The following is a 17,150-nucleotide window of genomic DNA, read 5'->3' as shown; positions in this document are numbered from 1 at the left end:
GGGTCACACCGGGTCGTAGGTCCGCTCGATCTTCTGCGTGCCGCTGCGGGTGCGGTAGGAGCGCGCCCAGCCGGACGTGGCGCGCGCGTCGGTGCGGTCGGACAGGACGTAGTAGTCCATCTGCGCGCGGTCGGCGGTGATGTCCAGCACGCCGTAGCCGTGCCGGTCGGTGTCCACCCAGTGGACGTGCCGGTTGGCGGCCTTGATGACCGGTGAGGCGACCGCGGAGACCGTGCCCTCGGGCACCTTCACGATGTCGTCCAGGTTGTCGGAGGTCACCGAGGTCACCACGAACTCGGTGGCCGCCGACGCCGACAGCGGGTAGGTGCCCGCGTCCACCGGCACGTCGTTGGCCCAGGCCATGTGAATGTCACCGGTCAGGAAGACGGTGTTGCCGATGGCGTTGGAGCGCAGGTGGGCCAGGAGTTCGCGGCGGTCGTCGGTGTAGCCGTCCCACTGGTCGGTGTTGGTGGCGATGCCCTCCTGCGGCAGCCCGAGCAGCTTGGCGAGCGGCTTGAGCAGGTCGGCGGTGAGGGAGCCGAAGGAGAACGGCGAGATCATCACCGAGTTGCCGACCAGCCGCCACCGGGTGTCGGAGGCCTTCAGCCCGGCCTTCAGCCAGTCGAGCTGGGCGCGTCCGGTGAGCGTGCGGTCCGGGTCGTCCACCGAGCCGCTGGCCGTGGACGCCTGCTGGGAGCGGAAGGAGCGCAGGTCCAGCAGGGACAGGTCGGCGAGCCTGCCGAAGCGCAGCCGCCGGTAGGTGGTGCCGGCGACGGCCGGGCGGACCGGCATCCACTCGAAGTAGGCCTGCTTGGCGGCGGCCTGACGGGCCACCCAGGTGCCCTCGGCGCCCTCGGTGTGGTTGACCGCGCCGCCCGACCAGGCGTTGTCGGCGAACTCGTGGTCGTCCCAGATCGCGACGACGGGCGCCTTCAGGTGCAGGGCCTGGAGGTCGGGGTCGGTCTTGTACTTGGCGTGCCGGGTGCGGTAGTCGGCGAGGGTGAGGATCTCGTTGGCCGGGGCGTGCGGGCGGACGACCGTGCCGCGGGCGGCGTACTCGCCGCTCTTGTACTCGTAGATGTAGTCGCCGAGGTGCAGCCAGGCGTCCAGGTCGTTGCGGGCGGCGAGATGGCGGTAGGCGGCGAAGTAGCCCGCCTCCCAGTTGGCGCAGGAGACCACGCCGAAGCGCAGCCCGGGCACGTCGGCGTCGGCCGCCGGCGCGGTGCGGGTGCGCGCCACCGGGGAGTCGGTGCCGCCGGCCGAGAAGCGGAACCAGTAGTCGGTGGCCGGTGCCAGGCCGCGGATGTCGGCCTTCACGGTGTGGTCGGAGCCCGCGGTCGCGGTGACGGAGCCCTTGGCGACGATGTCCGTCAGCGCCCTGTCCCTGGCGACGACCCAGCTGACCTCGGTGTCCGGGCCGGCCCCGGAGCCCGGTATCGCCTCCGGGACCGGGGTGATGCGGGTCCACAGCAGTACGCCGTCCGGCAGCGGGTCACCGGAGGCGACGCCGTGCAGGAAGGCGGGGGCGTCCGTGGCGGCGCGGGCCGGGAGGGCGGCGGCGAGCGGGCCCGCCAGGACAGCGGTCGCCGCCGCGGCCTTGACGACCGTACGGCGGCGGGGGAACGGCGTGCCGAGGCGCTGAGCGGCCTCGGATGATCTGTATCGACTGGTCACGGACGATCAGGCTACTGATCAGTACGCGCGAGAGTGGGCGAACTCGCGAAAGTTCGCCCACTCTTCGGCCGGGCGTCGGCTCAGCCCTTGAGGGCCGCTCCGAGCGCGGTGTCGAAGTCGGCGACGGTCATGGGGGCGTTCTTGCCGTCCGGACCCGTCAGGGTCTTGCCGTTCATCTTCAGGGTCGGGGTGCCGGAGACACCGTCCTTGTCGAAGACCTTCGACTCCTCCAGCGCCCACCGGTCGTAGGTGCCGTCCTTCACGTCCTTGCGGAACGCCGCGTTGCCCTTCAGCGCGGGGACGGTGTCGGCGATCTTGATCAGGTAGGCGTCGTCCTTGAACTTGTCCGTGGTCTCCTCGGGGTGCCACTTCTTGGAGTACATCGCGGACTTGTACTCGAGGAAGGCCTCGGGGCTGACGTTCAGCGCGGCGCCCAGGGCGCTGAGCGCGTTCTTGGAGCCCTCGCCGGGCAGGCTCCGGTCGATGAAGGTGGCGCCGACGTACTTGAGCTTGAACTTGCCGGCGTCGAGGTCCTTCTTCACCGTCGGGCCGACCGTCTGCTCGAACGCCGCGCACACCGGGCAGCGCGGGTCCTCGTACATCACGAGGGTCTTCCCGGCGCTCGCCTTGCCGACGACGACGGTCGTGCCGTCGGCACCCGTGGTGTGGGCCGGCTTGACGAGCTTGTCGTCCTTCGCGGCCTCCCAGTACTGGGGCTTGTTGTTCTGGACGACGGCGTAGCCGATGCCGCCGGCCGCGGCCAGGACGGCCACGACCGAGGCGGCCACGATGGTCTGCCGCCTGGCCTTGTCGCGCTTGGCCTGCCGCTCGCGCTCCTGGCGCAGCCGCTCCCGGGCCGCCGTCTTCGCCGTCTGGCTGTTCCGCTTGCTCATGCTGGTGATCTCCATGGGGGACGCGCCCCCGCTCGTACGCGGGCGCGGGTGGGGGACCGGTCGGTGTCCGGACGCCGTCGGCCGCGCGGGAGCCGGGGTGGCTCAGGCGAGGGCCGCGGCGGGGGAGCGCGGCGGTCCACGCCGTCCCAGGGAGTGCGTGAGGAGCCGGTCACGGGCCGCGCTGCGGGGCGGCGCCGGGCGGGGCGCCCGGCGGGCCGGCAGCGCCCGTACGGTGACCGCGGCCACCGCCAGCAGCAGCGGCCGGAACGTGGTGCCGGCCACCGCGTACAGCAGTTGGGCCAGGGCCCGCTCGCCCCGGCGCAGCCAGGCGGCGGCCAGCAGGCCGACCCCGACGTGCGCGGCGAGCAGCAGCCAGGCGGCGGCCGGGCCGGCATGGGCGAACAGGGCGCCGGCCCGGTCGCCGCCACCGGTCACCCGGACCAGGGGGGCGCCCATCCGGCCTTCGCACAGCACGTCCAGGCCGACCGCGCGCAGCGGGCCGGCGACCGGGCCGCCCGCCCGGCCGTAACAGGCGTGCTGGCCGGTGGTGAACACCGTGTCGGCGGCCAGCTCCAGCGGGACCAGCAGGGCCGCGATCCGGCCGAAGCCGCGCTCACGGCCCGCCAGCGCGTAGGCGGTGGCGAACACCCCCGCGGCGACCGCGGCCACGGCGGCCGACGGCAGCGGGGCACGGGACAGCAGCACGTGCGACGCGGTGCCGAGCGTCACGACGAAGGCCGTGAACAGCGCCGCGCGCACGGCTCTGAGCTGGGTCCCGGATATGTCCATAGCGAGAGCAGAGTCTGTCACGTACGCGGGTAAGAGACCCCTAAAGGATGCCTGTGAATCCGCGGCGTCACAGCCCCGGGATCCGGCCGTTGCGGAACAGGTCCACGAAGATCTGGTGGTCGGCACGCGCGCGTGCGCCGTAGCTGTGCGCGAAGTCCACCAGCAGGGGCGCGAAGCCCTCCTCGTCGGCCGCGAGCGCCGCGTCGATGGCCCGCTCGGTGGAGAACGGCACCAGGGACTCGCCGGACTGGTCGTCCGCCGCCGCGTGCATGGTGGCGGTGGCCCGGCCCAGGTCGGCGACGACGGCCGCGATCTCCTCGACGTCGTCGATGTCGCCCCAGTCCAGGTCCACCGCGTACGGCGAGACCTCGGCGACCAGCTGGCCCGCGCCGTCCAGCTCGGTCCACCCCAGCCAGGGGTCGGCGTGCGCCTGGAGGGCGCGCTGGGAGATCACCGTGCGGTGGCCCTCGTGCTGGAAGTACTCCGCGATGGCCGGGTCCGTGATGTGCCGGGAGACGGCCGGGGTCTGCGCCTGCTTGATGTAGATCACCACGTCGTTCTCCAGGGCGTCGCTGTGGCCCTCCAGGAGGATGTTGTACGACGGCAGACCCGCCGAGCCGATGCCGATGCCGCGCCGGCCCACGACGTCCTTCACCCGGTAGGAGTCCGGGCGGGCCAGGGAGGAGTCCGGCAGCGTCTCCAGATAGCCGTCGAAGGCCGCCAGGACCTTGTAGCGGGTGGCCGCGTCCAGCTCGATGGAGCCGCCGCCGGGGGCGAAGCGGCGCTCGAAGTCCCGGATCTCGGTCATCGAGTCCAGCAGGCCGAACCGGGTCAGCGAGCGGGCGACACGCAGCGCGTCGAGGAGCGGGCCCTGCGCGGTGTCCAGCGTGAACGGCGGCACCTCGTCCCGCTTGGCGCCCGTGGCCAGGGCGTGGACGCGCTCGCGGTAGGCGTCGGCGTAGACCGTCACCAGCTCGGTGATCTGCTCGTCGCCGAGCGCCTTCGCGTACCCGATGAGCGCGATGGAGGCCGAGAAACGCTTCAGGTCCCAGGTGAAGGGGCCGACGTAGGCCTCGTCGAAGTCGTTGACGTTGAAGACCAGGCGGCCGTTGGAGTCCATGTACGTGCCGAAGTTCTCCGCGTGCAGGTCGCCGTGGATCCACACGCGCGAGGTGCGGTCGTCCAGGTACGGACCGCCGCGCTTCTCGGCGTCGAGGTCATGGTAGAAGAGGGCCGCCGTGCCGCGGTAGAAGGCGAACGCCGAGGCCGCCATCTTGCGGAACTTCACCCGGAACGCGGCCGGGTCGGCGGCCAGGAGCCGGCCGAAGGCGGTGTCGAAGACGGCGAGGATCTCCTCGCCGCGCTGCTCGTCGTTGAGCTGGGGGACCGACATCGCGGGGTGCCTCCTGGTGCGGGACGGGTGGTGCGTGTAGGTGCGGGAACGCGTACGACGGCGCTTCCGCCGTTTCAACGGGCGACGCCACGCGGGAGTGCCCGCTTCCCGCACGAAGGTACGCGGACGGGGCCCGCGCGTGTCAGTGCGGGGGCATAGACTTCGACGCTGTCCCCCTGACTGTCCACAGCCCGTGGGACACCCGTCGACGCACGTTTGCCCTGGAGGCTCGAACCGTGTCAAAGCCGCCCTTCACGCACCTGCACGTCCACACCCAGTACTCGCTGCTGGACGGTGCCGCGCGGCTCAAGGACATGTTCCAGGCCTGCCACGAGATGGGCATGACCCATATCGCCATGTCGGACCACGGCAACCTGCACGGGGCGTACGACTTCTTCCACTCCGCGAAGAACGCCGGAATCACCCCGATCATCGGGATCGAGGCGTATGTCGCCCCGGAGTCCCGGCGCAACAAGCGCAAGATCCAGTGGGGCCAGCCGCACCAGAAGCGGGACGACGTCTCCGGCTCCGGCGGCTACACCCACAAGACGATGTGGGCGGTGAACCGGACCGGTCTGCACAACCTCTTCCGGCTGTCCTCCGACGCGTACGCCGAGGGCTGGCTGACGAAGTGGCCCCGGATGGACAAGGAGACCATCGCCCGGTGGTCCGAGGGCATCGTCGCCTCCACCGGCTGCCCCTCCGGCGAGGTGCAGACCCGGCTGCGCCTCGGCCACTTCGACGAGGCACTCAAGGCCGCCGCCGATTACCAGGACATCTTCGGCAAGGACCGGTACTTCCTGGAGCTGATGGACCACGGCATCGAGATCGAGCGCCGGGTCCGCGACGGCCTGCTGGAGATCGGCCGGAAGCTCGGCATCCCGCCGCTGGTGACGAACGACTCGCACTACACGTACGCGCACGAGGCGGGCGCCCACGACGCCCTGCTGTGCATCCAGACCGGCAAGAACCTCTCCGACCCCGACCGCTTCAAGTTCGACGGCACCGGCTACTACCTGAAGTCCACGGACGAGATGTACGCCATCGACTCCTCGGACGCCTGGCAGGAGGGCTGCGCCAACACGCTCCTCGTCGCCGAGATGGTCGACACCGCCGGCATGTTCGAGAAGCGCGACCTGATGCCGAAGTTCGACATCCCCGAGGGCTACACCGAGGTCACCTGGTTCAAGGAGGAGGTCCGCCGCGGCATGGAGCGCCGCTTCCCCGGCGGCATCCCCGAGGACCGCCAGAAGCAGGTCGAGTACGAGATGGACGTCATCATCCAGATGGGGTTCCCGGGCTACTTCCTCGTCGTCGCCGACTTCATCATGTGGGCCAAGAACAACGGCATCGCGGTCGGCCCCGGCCGAGGCTCCGCGGCCGGCTCGATCGTCGCGTACGCCATGGGCATCACCGACCTCGACCCGATCCCGCACGGCCTGATCTTCGAGCGGTTCCTCAACCCCGAGCGCGTCTCCATGCCCGACGTCGACATCGACTTCGACGAGCGCAGGCGCGTCGAGGTGATCAGGTACGTGACGGAGAAGTACGGCGCCGACAAGGTCGCCATGATCGGCACGTACGGCAAGATCAAGGCCAAGAACGCGATCAAGGACTCCGCGCGCGTGCTGGGCTACCCGTACGCGATGGGCGACCGGATCACCAAGGCCATGCCCGCCGACGTCCTCGGCAAGGGCATCGACCTGAACGGCATCACCGACCCCAGCCACCCCCGGTACTCGGAGGCGGGCGAGGTCCGCGCGATGTACGAGAACGAGCCGGACGTGAAGAAGGTCATCGACACCGCCAAGGGCGTCGAGGGCCTGGTCCGGCAGATGGGCGTGCACGCCGCCGGCGTCATCATGTCCAGTGAGACCATCACCGAGCACGTGCCCGTCTGGGTCCGGCACACCGACGGCGTGACCATCACGCAGTGGGACTACCCGAGCTGCGAGTCGCTCGGCCTGCTGAAGATGGACTTCCTCGGCCTGCGCAACCTGACGATCATGGACGACGCCGTCAAGATGGTGAAGTCCAACAAGGGCGTCGACATCGATCTGCTGAGCCTCCCGCTCGACGATCCGACGACCTTCGAACTGCTCCAGCGCGGCGACACCCTCGGCGTCTTCCAGTTCGACGGCGGCCCCATGCGCTCGCTGCTGCGCCTGATGAAGCCCGACAACTTCGAAGACATCTCCGCCGTCTCGGCGCTCTACCGTCCCGGCCCGATGGGCATGGACTCGCACACCAACTACGCGCTGCGCAAGAACAAGCTCCAGGAGATCACCCCGATCCACAAGGAGCTGGAGGAGCCCCTCGAAGAGGTCCTGGCCGTCACCTACGGCCTGATCGTCTACCAGGAGCAGGTCCAGAAGGCCGCCCAGATCATCGCCGGCTACTCGCTCGGCGAGGCCGACATCCTGCGCCGCGTGATGGGCAAGAAGAAGCCCGACGAACTGGCGAAGAACTTCACCATCTTCCAGGCCGGCGCGAAGCGGAACGGCTACAGCGACGAGGCCATCCAGGCCCTGTGGGACGTGCTGGTCCCCTTCGCCGGCTACGCGTTCAACAAGGCGCACTCCGCCGCGTACGGCCTGGTCTCGTACTGGACCGCGTACCTCAAGGCCAACTACCCCGCCGAGTACATGGCCGCCCTGCTGACCTCCGTCAAGGACGACAAGGACAAGTCGGCGGTCTACCTCAACGAGTGCCGCCGCATGGGCATCAAGGTGCTCCCGCCGAACGTCAACGAGTCCGAGTCCAACTTCGCCGCCCAGGGCGACGACGTGATCCTCTTCGGCCTCTCCGCCGTCCGCAACGTCGGCACCAACGTCGTCGAGTCGATCATCAAGTGCCGCAAGGCGAAGGGGAAGTACTCCTCCTTCCCGGACTACCTGGACAAGGTGGACGCGGTGGTCTGCAACAAGCGGACCACGGAGTCGCTGATCAAGGCCGGCGCCTTCGACTCCATGGGGCACACCCGCAAGGGCCTGACGGCGCAGTACGAACCGATGATCGACAACGTGGTCGCGGTCAAGCGCAAGGAGGCCGAGGGGCAGTTCGACCTCTTCGGCGGCATGGGCGAGGAGAGCAGCAGCGAACCCGGCTTCGGGCTGGACGTGGAGTTCTCCGCCGACGAGTGGGACAAGACCTATCTGCTCGCCCAGGAGCGGGAGATGCTCGGTCTGTACGTCTCCGACCACCCGCTGTTCGGCCTGGAACACGTGCTGGCCGACAAGGCCGACGCGGGGATCGCCCAGCTCACCGGCGGTGAGCACGCGGACGGCGCGGTCGTGACGATCGGCGGGATCATCTCCGGCCTCCAGCGCAAGATGACCAAGCAGGGCAACGCCTGGGCCATCGCCACGGTGGAGGACCTCGCCGGCTCCATCGAGTGCATGTTCTTCCCCGCCTCCTACCAGCTGGTGTCGACCCAACTCGTCGAGGACGCGGTCGTGTTCGTCAAGGGCCGGCTCGACAAGCGCGAGGACGTGCCCCGCCTCGTCGCCATGGAGCTGATGGTCCCGGACCTGTCCAACGCCGGCACCAACGCGCCCGTGATCCTCACCATCCCCTCGGTGAAGGTGACCCCGCCGATGGTCAGCCGGCTCGGCGAGATCCTCAGCCACCACAAGGGCGACAGCGAGGTCCGTATCAAGCTCCAGGGCCCGCGCAAGACCACCGTCCTGCGTCTGGACCGCCACCGGGTCAAGCCCGACCCGGCGCTCTTCGGCGACCTGAAGGTGCTCCTCGGCCCGTCCTGCCTGGCCGGCTGAGGTCCCCCGGCGTCAAGGGGCGCACCCGCGACGGGTGCGCCCCTTTCGTGTGCCCGGGCTTCAACTGCCCTTTAGTTGTGACCGAAGCGCTTCTGCTGCTTGCGGGCGACGTCCGCCGGGCTGCCCGGTATGCCCGCCATCGAGGACTCGGGCTCCTCCGCCGGCGGACGGTGCGTGCGCTCGTGGGTCTGCTCGGCCTGCGGGCCACGGTTCTGCGGGCCGGCCTGCTTGCGGTTCTTGTTCTTGGCCATGCTGATCTGCCTCCTGCGAGGGGTCTGGGGGCCAGGGACGGGACCAGATTCACATAGGCTGACATCAGGCGCATGTCGGATAATTACCGTGTGTGACAGGGTGGGTGAGCGCGCGGGATCCGCAAACGCCACGCCGAAGATCGAGTTCCGGCCGTTAACCCCCGCGCGGTCGGGCAGACTCGGGGGAAGTCCGGAGTAAAACCTCCCGGGAAGAGGGTGAGTCGCGTGGACCGCTGCATCGTCCTGGTGGACGCCGGGTATCTGCTGGGCGCCGCCGCCAGCCTCCTCGCCGGTGAGCCCTCGCGGTCCCGGATCACCGTCGACCACGCCGCCCTGATCCAGGCACTGCGCGACCGCGCGGAGTTCGACACCGAACGGCCGCTGCTGCGCATCTACTGGTTCGACGGCGCCCCCGACCGCGTCCCCCAGCCGGAGCACCGCCGACTGCGCGTGATGCCCCGGGTCACCGTCCGGCTCGGCGCCCTCACCCGCAGCGACGGACGCTGGGCCCAGAAGGGCGTCGACGCGGCCATGCACGCCGAACTGACCGAGCTGGCCCGCAACCGCGCCTGCTCCGACGTCGTCCTCGTCACCGGCGACGGCGATCTGCTGCCCGGCATGATGGCCGCCAAGGAGCACGGCGTCGCCGTCCACCTGTGGGCCGTCCAGGCCGCCGACGGCGACTACAACCAGTCCGAGGACCTGGTCGCCGAGGCCGACGAGCGGCGCGTGCTGGACCGCGCCTGGATCACCCAGGCCGTCCGCGCCAAGGAGCTGACCGGGATCTGCGCGCCGCCGCCCGTGCCCCGCCCGGAGATCGCCGCGATCCTCTCCGCGCCGCTGCCCGAGTCGGCGCCGTCGGCGGCCACCGAGGGTTCCGCCGAGCGGACCGACCGACCGCCGGGCACCGGCGGGACGGAGAACGGCGCCCAGGAGCGGGCGTCCGCCGCCAGGACCGTACCGACCCCCAAGGATCTCGCCGCGCTGCGCGCGCCCGGCGCCCAGCCCGCGCAGCAACCGCCGACCGCGACCCTGCGCTGGTCCTCCGACAAGGGGTGGGTCGACCGGCCCGGCGCGGTCACGGAGCCGCCCGAGGTCGCCTCGATGCCGACGCTGGCCCAGCTCACCACGGCCGAGCAGCGCTGGGCCGACCGGGAGGAGGACATCACCACCGTCGGGGGTGACCCGTACGAGGTGGGGCAGGTCTTCGCCCGCCGCTGGATGTCCCGGCTCGGCGGCGAGCAGAGCCATCTTGCGCGGCTGTCGCAGATGTACCCGCGGATCCCGCACCGGATCGACGGGGAGCTGCTGCGCTACGCGGCGCGGTTCGGGCTGCTGGCCCACAAGGACGACCAGATCGACGAGCACGACCGCTACGCCATCCGGGCGGGTTTCTGGCGGGAGGCCGGCGTTCCGGCGGCGACGGAGAGCACGCCCGCGGCCGACTGACGCGACGCACCCCGCCGAGGACCGCGGCCGTCCCGCCGAAGGCGGCGCGGTCGTGCCGCGGTGACCGGGAGAAGCGGCCCCAAAGGCGAGTAAAGGCCCCCGACCCCGTACCCTCGTCCCTTGTGAGTACGCGCGCGGCACAGGCACTTCGGTACGACGAGGTCGTACGCGTGCGCGGGCTCAGCAAGACCTACCCGGCCGTGAAGGGGCGGCGGGGCGCACCCGGCACCCCCGAGCTGCGCGCCACCGACGGGGTCGAGCTGGACGTGCGCGGCGGGGAGATCTTCGGGCTGCTCGGACCGAACGGCGCCGGCAAGTCCACCCTCGTACGGCAGCTGACCGGGCTGCTGCGGCCGGACGCCGGAAGCGTGGAGATCCTCGGGCACGACATCGTGCGCCATCCCGAGCGGGCCGCGCGGCTCCTCGCGTACCTGGGCCAGGAGTCCTCCGCCCTGGACGAGCTGACCGTCTCCCTCGCCGCCGAGACCACCGGACGCCTGCGCGGCCTGGACGTCCGGCGGGCGCGGGCCGAACGGGACGCCGTACTGGACGAACTGGGGCTCGCCCCGATCGCCGGGCGGGCGCTGAAGAAGCTGTCCGGCGGCCAGCGGCGGCTCGCCTGCCTCGCCGCCGCCCTCGTCGGGGAACGGCCGCTGCTCGTACTGGACGAGCCGACCACCGGCATGGACCCGGTGGCCCGGCGCGCGGTGTGGGCGGCCGTGGACCGGCGCCGGGCCGAGCGCGGCACGACCGTGCTGCTGGTCACCCACAACGTCATCGAGGCCGAGACCGTGCTCGACCGGGTCGCCGTGCTCGACCAGGGACGGGTCATCGCCTGCGACAGTCCCGCCGGACTCAAGGCGCGGGTCGCCGGCGAGGTACGGGTCGAGCTGGTGTGGCGGGAGCGGGCGCCGCTGGAGGTGCCCGAGGTCGCCGTCCTGCGCGAGCGGGCCGTGGAGTCCGGCCGGCGCTGGACGCTCCGGCTCGTGCCCGAGGAGGCCCGCGCCGTCGTCGCCACGGTGACCGGCGGAGCCGCCTTCGCCGCCCTGGACGACTTCACGCTCGCCACGCCCAGCCTGGAGGACGTCTACCTGGCGCTGGGCGGCGCGGCCCGGCAGGGGCTGGTGAGGGCATGAGCGCACCGGCCGCGCCGAGCGCAGGGGTCCACGCGACCGCCGTAGGGAAGGGGAGCAGCTCACCGTGAGTGTCGTACCCGCCGAGGTGGTGCCGGGCGGCGCCCGGGCCGTGCCCGGGACGGCGCCCGGTCCGGCCGAGCTGGGGCCGCCCGCGCGGCTGTGGCCGTCGCTGGTGGCTGTCTACCGGGCGCAGCTGTCCCGGGCCCGGGTGGCGCGGATGCCTCTGCTGTTCGTGGCCACCTTCCAGTCCGTCGGGATCACCGTGATGATGCGGGGGGTCGTCGACAGCGGCAGCGAGGCCCAGTCCGTGGTGGCCGGGTCTTCGGTGCTGGTCGTCGCGTTCGTCGCGCTGAACCTGCTGTCCCAGTACTTCGGGCAGCTGCGGGCCAGCGGCGGACTCGACCACTACGCCACGCTGCCGGTGCCGCCGGCCGCCGTGGTGCTGGGCGCCGCGGCGGCGTACGCCTCCTTCACCGTGCCGGGCACGCTGGTGACCGCCGTCTTCGGGTGCGTGCTGTTCGGGCTGCCGCTGTCCAACCTGTGGATCCTGCTGGCCGTCATCCCGCTCGCCGGGGCCGCGCTGTCCGGGCTCGGCGCCGCGTGCGGACTCCTCGCGCCCCGGCCGGAACTGGCCACGCTGCTCGGCCAGCTGGGCATGTCGGCGGCGCTGCTGCTGGGCGTGCTGCCGGCCGACCGGATGCCCCAGATCGTACGGCTGGCCCGTGATCTGCTGCCCTCGACCTACGGTGTGGAGGCGTACGCCCGGACGTTCGGGGCGCACCCGGACTGGGCGGTCGTCCTCGCTGACCTGGGGGTGTGCGCGGGTGTCGGAGTGGTCTCGCTGGCCGTGGCGGCACGGGCGTACCGCAGGGCCGCCGTCCGGTGACGCGCCGCGCGGCGCGACCTGGCACGATGTCAGGGTGACCGCACCGCTGACTCCGCCTCCGCCCCCGCACGACGATTCCCCGCACCAGGTACGGCAGGCCCCGCCGTCCGCCGGGGCGCCGGGCGCGGGTCCGTACGAACAGGACGGCCCCGGGATGAAGACGGAAGTACGGGACGCCGCCGTGATCACGGTGGCGGTGGCGCTCGGCGGGGTGCTGCTGGGACTGCTGTGGTGGTGGCTGGCGCCGCACGTGCCGCTGGTCGGGGACGTGATCGACAAGAACTGGGTCGTCTACCTCAAGGACACCGAGGGCGAGCAGGCGATCGGCGTGGACGGCACGTTCGCGCTGCTGGGGCTCGCTTTCGGCCTGGTCAGCGCGGTGGTCGTCTTCCTGCTACGGCGGCGCGGAGGCGTGCCGGTCGTGGTGGCACTGGGCGTGGGCGGGCTGCTCGGCTCGCTGCTGGCCTGGCGGCTGGGCGTGTGGCTGGGCCCCGGGTCCGACGTGCTCGCACGCGCGCGGGCCGCGGGCAAGGGGGTGACGTTCGCTGCGCCGCTGAAGCTCGGGGCGAGGGGCTCGCTGCTGGCCTGGCCGCTGGGCGGGGCGCTGGTGCATCTCGGGCTCACGGCGCTCTTCGGGCCGCGGGACCCCGAGCCGGAGCTCTTCGGCCCGCAGGACCCCGAGCCGCCGCACCCGCACGCCTGACCGCGACGCTCCGCCCGGTACGCCCCCGCGCCCCGGCCGCCGGGGCCGGGACCCTCAGCCCCGGCCGATGGGGGCCAGGACCGCGTCCGTCAGGTCGGCCAGGTCCTGCGGGGCCAGTTCCACCTCCAGGCCGCGGCGGCCCGCCGAGACGCAGATCGTGGGATGGGCCCCGGCCGAGTCGTCGAGGACCGTCCGGAGCTTCTTGCGCTGGCCGAGGGGGGAGATGCCGCCGCGGACGTAGCCGGTGGTGCGTTCGGCGAGGGTGGGGTCGGCCATCGTGGCGCGTTTGCCGCCGACCGCCGCCGCGAGGGCCTTCAGGTCCAGGGAGCCCGCCACCGGGACCACGCCGACCACCAGGGAGCCGTCCACGTCGGCGACCAGGGTCTTGAAGACCCGGTCGGGGGAGACGCCCATCGCCTCGGCCGCCTCCTCGCCGTAGGAGGGGTGGGACGGGTCGTGTGCGTAGGCGTGGACCGTGAAGTCCACGCCAGCCGCCGTCAGGGCCACCGTCGCGGGCGTGCCCCCGGACTGCTGCTTCTGCTTCTTCGCCATCGGGAGTGCCGGTCCTCCTCAGTTGAGACTGGTCGGCGTCCGCGTCAGCTCGAACGCCGGCAACGACGGCAGGCTACGGATGATGGCCGTCTCCGCGCGAAGGAGTTTCAGCTCGTCCCGGAGCCGGGACGCGGTGTCCGGCGCCTGGAGCAGGCGCTGCTTGGTCGGCGTGTCGTGCACCATCGCCGCCGCCACCAGGTACGACACCACGCTCGGGTCGTCCGGCAGCTCCGCCCCCGAGGACAGGGAGCGCTCGCGGGCGCCCGCCAGGCGCTTCTGGTACTGGCGGAAGGACCGCAGGACGCCCTCCGCCAGTGCCCCGGCCTCGTCTCCGGGCTCCTCCGGCAGCTCCTGGAGCTCCGCGGTGAGGAAGGGGCCCGAGGCGTCCACGGACAGCAGGCGGACGCGGGTCGTGCCCGTCGCCAGCACCTCGAACGTGCCGTCGGACCGCTCCCGGACGGTCGCCGCGTCCGCGATACAGCCGACGCTGTGGAAAGCCCGGACGAGGTCGGGGCCGAAGCCGGCGGACGGGCCGCGTTCCGGCTCGGCCGTGGGATCCGGCATGCCGGGGGCGCTGGGCGCGACCTCGTGGCCGTCGCGGACGGCCACGACGGCGAACCGGCGCGCTTCGTCCTCGGGGGTCTTCAGCAGCTCGCGCATCATGGCGCGATACCGCTCCTCGAAGACGTTCAGCGGCAGCACGAGCCCGGGGAACAGCACCGAGTTCAGCGGAAAGAGCGGGAGACGGACGGTGGTCACGGCGCCCCAGCCTAGTGGTCGTCGGCGCGGACGTGTCCGCCGTGCTCGCCGAGGGGGTCCTCGGGTGCGGTGATCAGCCCGGCCGGGAGGGGCCGGGGCCCCTGCGTCAGCAGGTGCTCGCGCAGGCGCAGGAAGTGGCCCAGCGGGTCGTCGGAGAACAGCTCCCAGGGGAAGGACGTGGCGTACGGGCCGATCAGCCGCAGCTGCGTGCGGGCGTCCTCCCGGCGGTCCAGGCGCAGCAGGACGTACAGCAGCTTGTTGCGGACCTCGGCGGGCCACGGATCGGCCTCGGGGAAGTGCCCGGAGAGCCCGATCGCCCGGTCGGCCGCCGCGTCGAGCCGGGCGCGCGGCACCTCGGGGCCGCAGCCGTCGGTCAGGTAGCCGAAGGCCGCGCGGGCGGGCAGGGCCTGCACGAGCGAGCCGGCGGGGGCGTCCTGCGCGGCGCGGTCGGCGAAGTCGAAGCACGCGTGGTGCGAGCCGTGCCAGGAGGCGGCGAGGTAGCGCAGGGCGGCCACGTGACAGCCGTAGTGGTGCGGGGCGCGGCGGACCGCGGCCTCCCACAGCTCCTCGAAGTAGCGGTGCCCGGCCCGTGAGCCGCGCGCGTGGTCCAGCGCGATCCGCCAGGGCACCGGGTCGCGGTCGTCGGCGCGGGCGGCGGCGGTGATGTGCGGGCTGACCTCGCGCAGCAGTTCGGCGCGCGCCGGCGAGGGCCAGGCGCGGTCCACCGCCAGCTGGGCGCCGACCAGCAGCGCGCCGGGGTCCTCGGGGGCGGCGGCGCGCCACTCCTCGTACCACTCGGGGCGTGAGCGGGCGAAGGCGGCGAGGCGGCGCGTGTACCGGTCCCGGTTCTCCCACTCGGCGGCGGCTCGGGTGGCGGCCAGCAGACCGGCCGCGACGGCGTACTCGCCCCGTCCGGCGGCGACCAGCGCGGGCGAGAGTCGGTCGTCGGGGGCGTCGAGCACCGTCTCGTCCCCGGCCGGCGGCCGGCCGGACGGGTGCGCGGAGCGTTTGGCCATCCGGGTGGGGCGGATGAACGAGGGCAGCAGAGCCATGGTGCCGACCATTGAAAGTCCGCAGGTCCCGGCGGCGCCAGAGGGTCCGGGCAAGTCGGGGAAAGTTGTATGTCTGCGAGTCAAGGACCCGTAAAGGATGAATGTTCAAATTGTGTGCGTCCGGGTCCGGAGGTGAAGGACGGGTGTCGATGCCCCGGGTGTCCGGCGTGTCGCGTCGCGGCCTCAGCTGCGCCGCAGCAGCCGGGTCGCGCCCGCCGCCACCGTCGTCGCCAGGATCCAGCCGAGCAGGATCATCACCGCCGCCAGCCACTGCCAGCCGCCGCGCAGCTGCCACTGGCCGGCCTGCCCCAGGTCGATCACCGGCAGCAGCAGGTCCAGCGTGAACAGCGCCGGGCTCCAGGCCGGGTGGCCGCCGGGGTTCACCGGCGGGTGGGCCGCGTGCGCGAACGCCAGTGTGCCCGCCGCCCACAGCACCGTCATCCACACCGCCGCCCGGCCGGGCCGGTAGCCGTAGGCGACCGTCCAGTCCTGGACGTGGCCCCACAGCTTGCCCGCCAGCGGCAGCGTCTCGCGCCGCCGGCGCTGCTTGGCGAGCAGCACCTCGCGCGCGTCCTCGTCCTCCCCGGCCGCGCGCAGCACCGCGGCCAGCCGCTCGTAGGGCTCCGGGGCGTACTCGGCGGTGGCCGCCGACACCCAGTCCAGGCGCCGGGTCAGCGGGAACGGGCCCTGCGGCACCAGGTTCTCGTAGGCGAACCCGCCCATGTGCAGGTTCCCCTCGTCCGGCCAGCTGCTCGCGCGGTCCACCAGGTTCACGATCCGCGCGCCGGACAGCACCACCTTGCCGCGCTCGGGCCGGTCCCCGAGGAAGCGCAGCTCCGGCGTCTGCACCCGGCGCAGCGACAGCTCCTGGTCGTCGGTGAAGGTGAACCGGGCCCGCTCCAGGTCGACGGCGTCCCCGAACCGCCCGTCGTCCAGCCGCACCCCGCCCCGGCACTCGAACCGCTGGATGCGCGTCCCGCGCGCGGGTGTCGTGCCGCTCAGCAGCGGGCTGCCGACGCCGGCCGGGGTCAGGTACAGGGTGCGCTCGACCGTCAGCTGGGGGGCGTTCAGGGCCAGCCGGGCGTACGGATTGGCCAGTTTCGCGCCGCGCAGGCTCAGCGACACGCCGACCTTGGCGCCGCGCAGGCTCAGCTCGCCGTGCGACTCCAGCAGCTCGGCCTGGAGATCCTGGCCGACGGTCATGCCGTCCGCCGCGATCGACCGGCCGCTGCGGTCCCGGTACACGATCGCCTGGTTGAGCAGCAGATCGGTGCCGATGTGGGCGTCGGTCAGCCGGACCCCGTTCTGGAAACGGCAGCGCGGCAGGTGCAGATCGCCCTCGGTGTGCACACGGGCCGCCTCCAGGCGCGGCACCGAGCAGTCCACCAGGCGCACGGTCGTGAACCGGGCCTCCGGCAGCCGGACCTCCTCGTCGAACCGGCAGCCGCTCAGTTCCAGGTACGGCGTGACCTGGCCGCCCGCCAGGTCCAGCGTGCCGGTGATCCGCACGCCGGCGAGCTTCAGCGCGGACACCCGGCCCGCGAGCGCCGGCGGGCCGTCCAGCAGCAGCCAGCACACGATGCGGGCCCGCACGGTGCGTTCGGGACCCCACGGATGACCGCCGTGCGGATCGTCCACGATGGCGTCTCCGCTGCTCAGGTCGTAGACGCTGCCGTTGCGGAAGGCCTGCCACATGCCGGCCTCGGCCGCCGTCAGGTCGTCCGGCAGGTCCCCGGCGCGGATGCCGGTCCCCTCGGTCACCGTTGTCCTCTCCCGGTCCAGTCCCGGTCCAGTCCGGTCCAGTGGTTTCGTACAGCCGTTCATGCCCGGTGAGTGA

14 protein-coding genes are annotated in these 17,150 nt (G+C 72.4%); 5 read left to right on the top strand and 9 right to left on the bottom strand.

Annotation, left to right across the window (positions count from 1 at the left end; translation table 11 throughout):
- Positions 1-3: 3 nt before the first annotated feature.
- The 4 genes from AB0F03_RS00615 to AB0F03_RS00600 form a co-directional block, all read right to left on the bottom strand.
- Entirely contained in the window at positions 4-1,674 is a 1,671-nt protein-coding gene (locus AB0F03_RS00615) for an alkaline phosphatase D family protein (protein WP_361984718.1), read from the bottom strand.
- A gap of 80 nt (positions 1,675-1,754) precedes the next feature.
- Positions 1,755-2,567, bottom strand: coding sequence for a thioredoxin domain-containing protein (locus tag AB0F03_RS00610; protein WP_361984715.1), 813 nt, complete (start codon positions 2,565-2,567; stop codon positions 1,755-1,757).
- 102 nt (positions 2,568-2,669) lie between these two features.
- A complete protein-coding gene (locus tag AB0F03_RS00605; protein ID WP_361984713.1) occupies positions 2,670-3,356 on the bottom strand; it encodes a hypothetical protein in 687 nt (228 codons plus the stop codon).
- A gap of 67 nt (positions 3,357-3,423) precedes the next feature.
- Entirely contained in the window at positions 3,424-4,749 is a 1,326-nt protein-coding gene (locus AB0F03_RS00600) for a DUF2252 domain-containing protein (RefSeq protein WP_361984710.1), read from the bottom strand.
- 236 nt (positions 4,750-4,985) lie between these two features.
- Between AB0F03_RS00600 and dnaE the strand changes: the two genes are divergently transcribed.
- The gene (gene dnaE / locus AB0F03_RS00595) at positions 4,986-8,525 is read left to right on the top strand and encodes a DNA polymerase III subunit alpha (protein WP_361984707.1); all 3,540 of its coding nucleotides are present in this window, start codon (positions 4,986-4,988) and stop codon (positions 8,523-8,525) included.
- Between the two features lie 71 nt (positions 8,526-8,596).
- On the opposite strand, the gene AB0F03_RS00590 is transcribed toward dnaE, so the two are convergent.
- The gene (locus tag AB0F03_RS00590; RefSeq protein WP_361984704.1) at positions 8,597-8,776 is read right to left on the bottom strand and encodes a hypothetical protein; all 180 of its coding nucleotides are present in this window, start codon (positions 8,774-8,776) and stop codon (positions 8,597-8,599) included.
- A gap of 225 nt (positions 8,777-9,001) precedes the next feature.
- Here AB0F03_RS00590 and AB0F03_RS00585 point away from each other — a divergent pair, with 225 nt between their 5' ends.
- The 4 genes from AB0F03_RS00585 to AB0F03_RS00570 all read left to right on the top strand — a co-directional run bounded on the left by AB0F03_RS00585 (position 9,002) and on the right by AB0F03_RS00570 (position 12,950).
- Positions 9,002-10,225 carry an NYN domain-containing protein gene (locus tag AB0F03_RS00585; RefSeq protein WP_361984701.1) on the top strand — a complete coding sequence of 408 codons (1,224 nt, stop codon included), beginning with the start codon at positions 9,002-9,004 and terminating at the stop codon, positions 10,223-10,225.
- A 122-nt stretch (positions 10,226-10,347) separates the two neighbouring features.
- Positions 10,348-11,361, top strand: coding sequence for an ABC transporter ATP-binding protein (locus AB0F03_RS00580; protein WP_361984698.1), 1,014 nt, complete (start codon positions 10,348-10,350; stop codon positions 11,359-11,361).
- A 64-nt stretch (positions 11,362-11,425) separates the two neighbouring features.
- Positions 11,426-12,247, top strand: a complete 822-nt coding sequence (locus tag AB0F03_RS00575) for an ABC transporter permease (RefSeq protein WP_361984695.1) — start codon at positions 11,426-11,428, stop codon at positions 12,245-12,247.
- Positions 12,248-12,281: 34 nt separating this feature from the next.
- A complete protein-coding gene (locus AB0F03_RS00570) occupies positions 12,282-12,950 on the top strand; it encodes an AAA family ATPase (RefSeq protein WP_361984692.1) in 669 nt (222 codons plus the stop codon).
- Between the two features lie 54 nt (positions 12,951-13,004).
- Here the strand turns inward: AB0F03_RS00570 and ybaK are convergent, their stop codons facing one another.
- From ybaK to AB0F03_RS00550, 4 genes are all read right to left on the bottom strand, one after another.
- On the bottom strand, positions 13,005-13,502 hold the full coding sequence (gene ybaK / locus AB0F03_RS00565; protein WP_361984689.1) for a Cys-tRNA(Pro) deacylase: 498 nt from the start codon (positions 13,500-13,502) through the stop codon (positions 13,005-13,007).
- Positions 13,503-13,520: 18 nt separating this feature from the next.
- Complete coding sequence (locus AB0F03_RS00560; protein ID WP_361984686.1) at positions 13,521-14,261, bottom strand: LON peptidase substrate-binding domain-containing protein; 741 nt, start codon at positions 14,259-14,261, stop codon at positions 13,521-13,523.
- An 11-nt stretch (positions 14,262-14,272) separates the two neighbouring features.
- Positions 14,273-15,325 (bottom strand): hypothetical protein, encoded by a 1,053-nt coding sequence (locus AB0F03_RS00555; protein ID WP_361984684.1) that lies wholly within the window; start codon positions 15,323-15,325, stop codon positions 14,273-14,275.
- Between the two features lie 171 nt (positions 15,326-15,496).
- Positions 15,497-17,074: an oxidoreductase gene (locus AB0F03_RS00550; RefSeq protein WP_361984681.1), complete on the bottom strand. Its 1,578-nt coding sequence runs from the start codon at positions 17,072-17,074 to the stop codon at positions 15,497-15,499.
- Positions 17,075-17,150: the final 76 nt, after the last annotated feature.

Source organism: Streptomyces sp. NPDC028722 (assembly GCF_040637655.1).
Classification (GTDB): Bacteria; Actinomycetota; Actinomycetes; order Streptomycetales; family Streptomycetaceae; genus Streptomyces.
The sequence above is the reverse complement of the archived record's forward strand: the minus strand, read 5'-3'. Positions and strand labels throughout refer to the sequence as shown.

Excerpts from the sequence above, each read along its gene's own strand:
- AB0F03_RS00610 (WP_361984715.1), bottom strand. The coding sequence starts at position 2,567 with ATGAGCAAGCGGAACAGCCAGACGGCGAAGACGGCGGCCCGGGAGCGG.
- AB0F03_RS00605 (WP_361984713.1), bottom strand. The coding sequence starts at position 3,356 with ATGGACATATCCGGGACCCAGCTCAGAGCCGTGCGCGCGGCGCTGTTC.
- AB0F03_RS00600 (WP_361984710.1), bottom strand. The coding sequence starts at position 4,749 with ATGTCGGTCCCCCAGCTCAACGACGAGCAGCGCGGCGAGGAGATCCTC.
- AB0F03_RS00590 (WP_361984704.1), bottom strand. The coding sequence starts at position 8,776 with ATGGCCAAGAACAAGAACCGCAAGCAGGCCGGCCCGCAGAACCGTGGC.
- ybaK (WP_361984689.1), bottom strand. The coding sequence starts at position 13,502 with ATGGCGAAGAAGCAGAAGCAGCAGTCCGGGGGCACGCCCGCGACGGTG.
- AB0F03_RS00555 (WP_361984684.1), bottom strand. The coding sequence starts at position 15,325 with ATGGTCGGCACCATGGCTCTGCTGCCCTCGTTCATCCGCCCCACCCGG.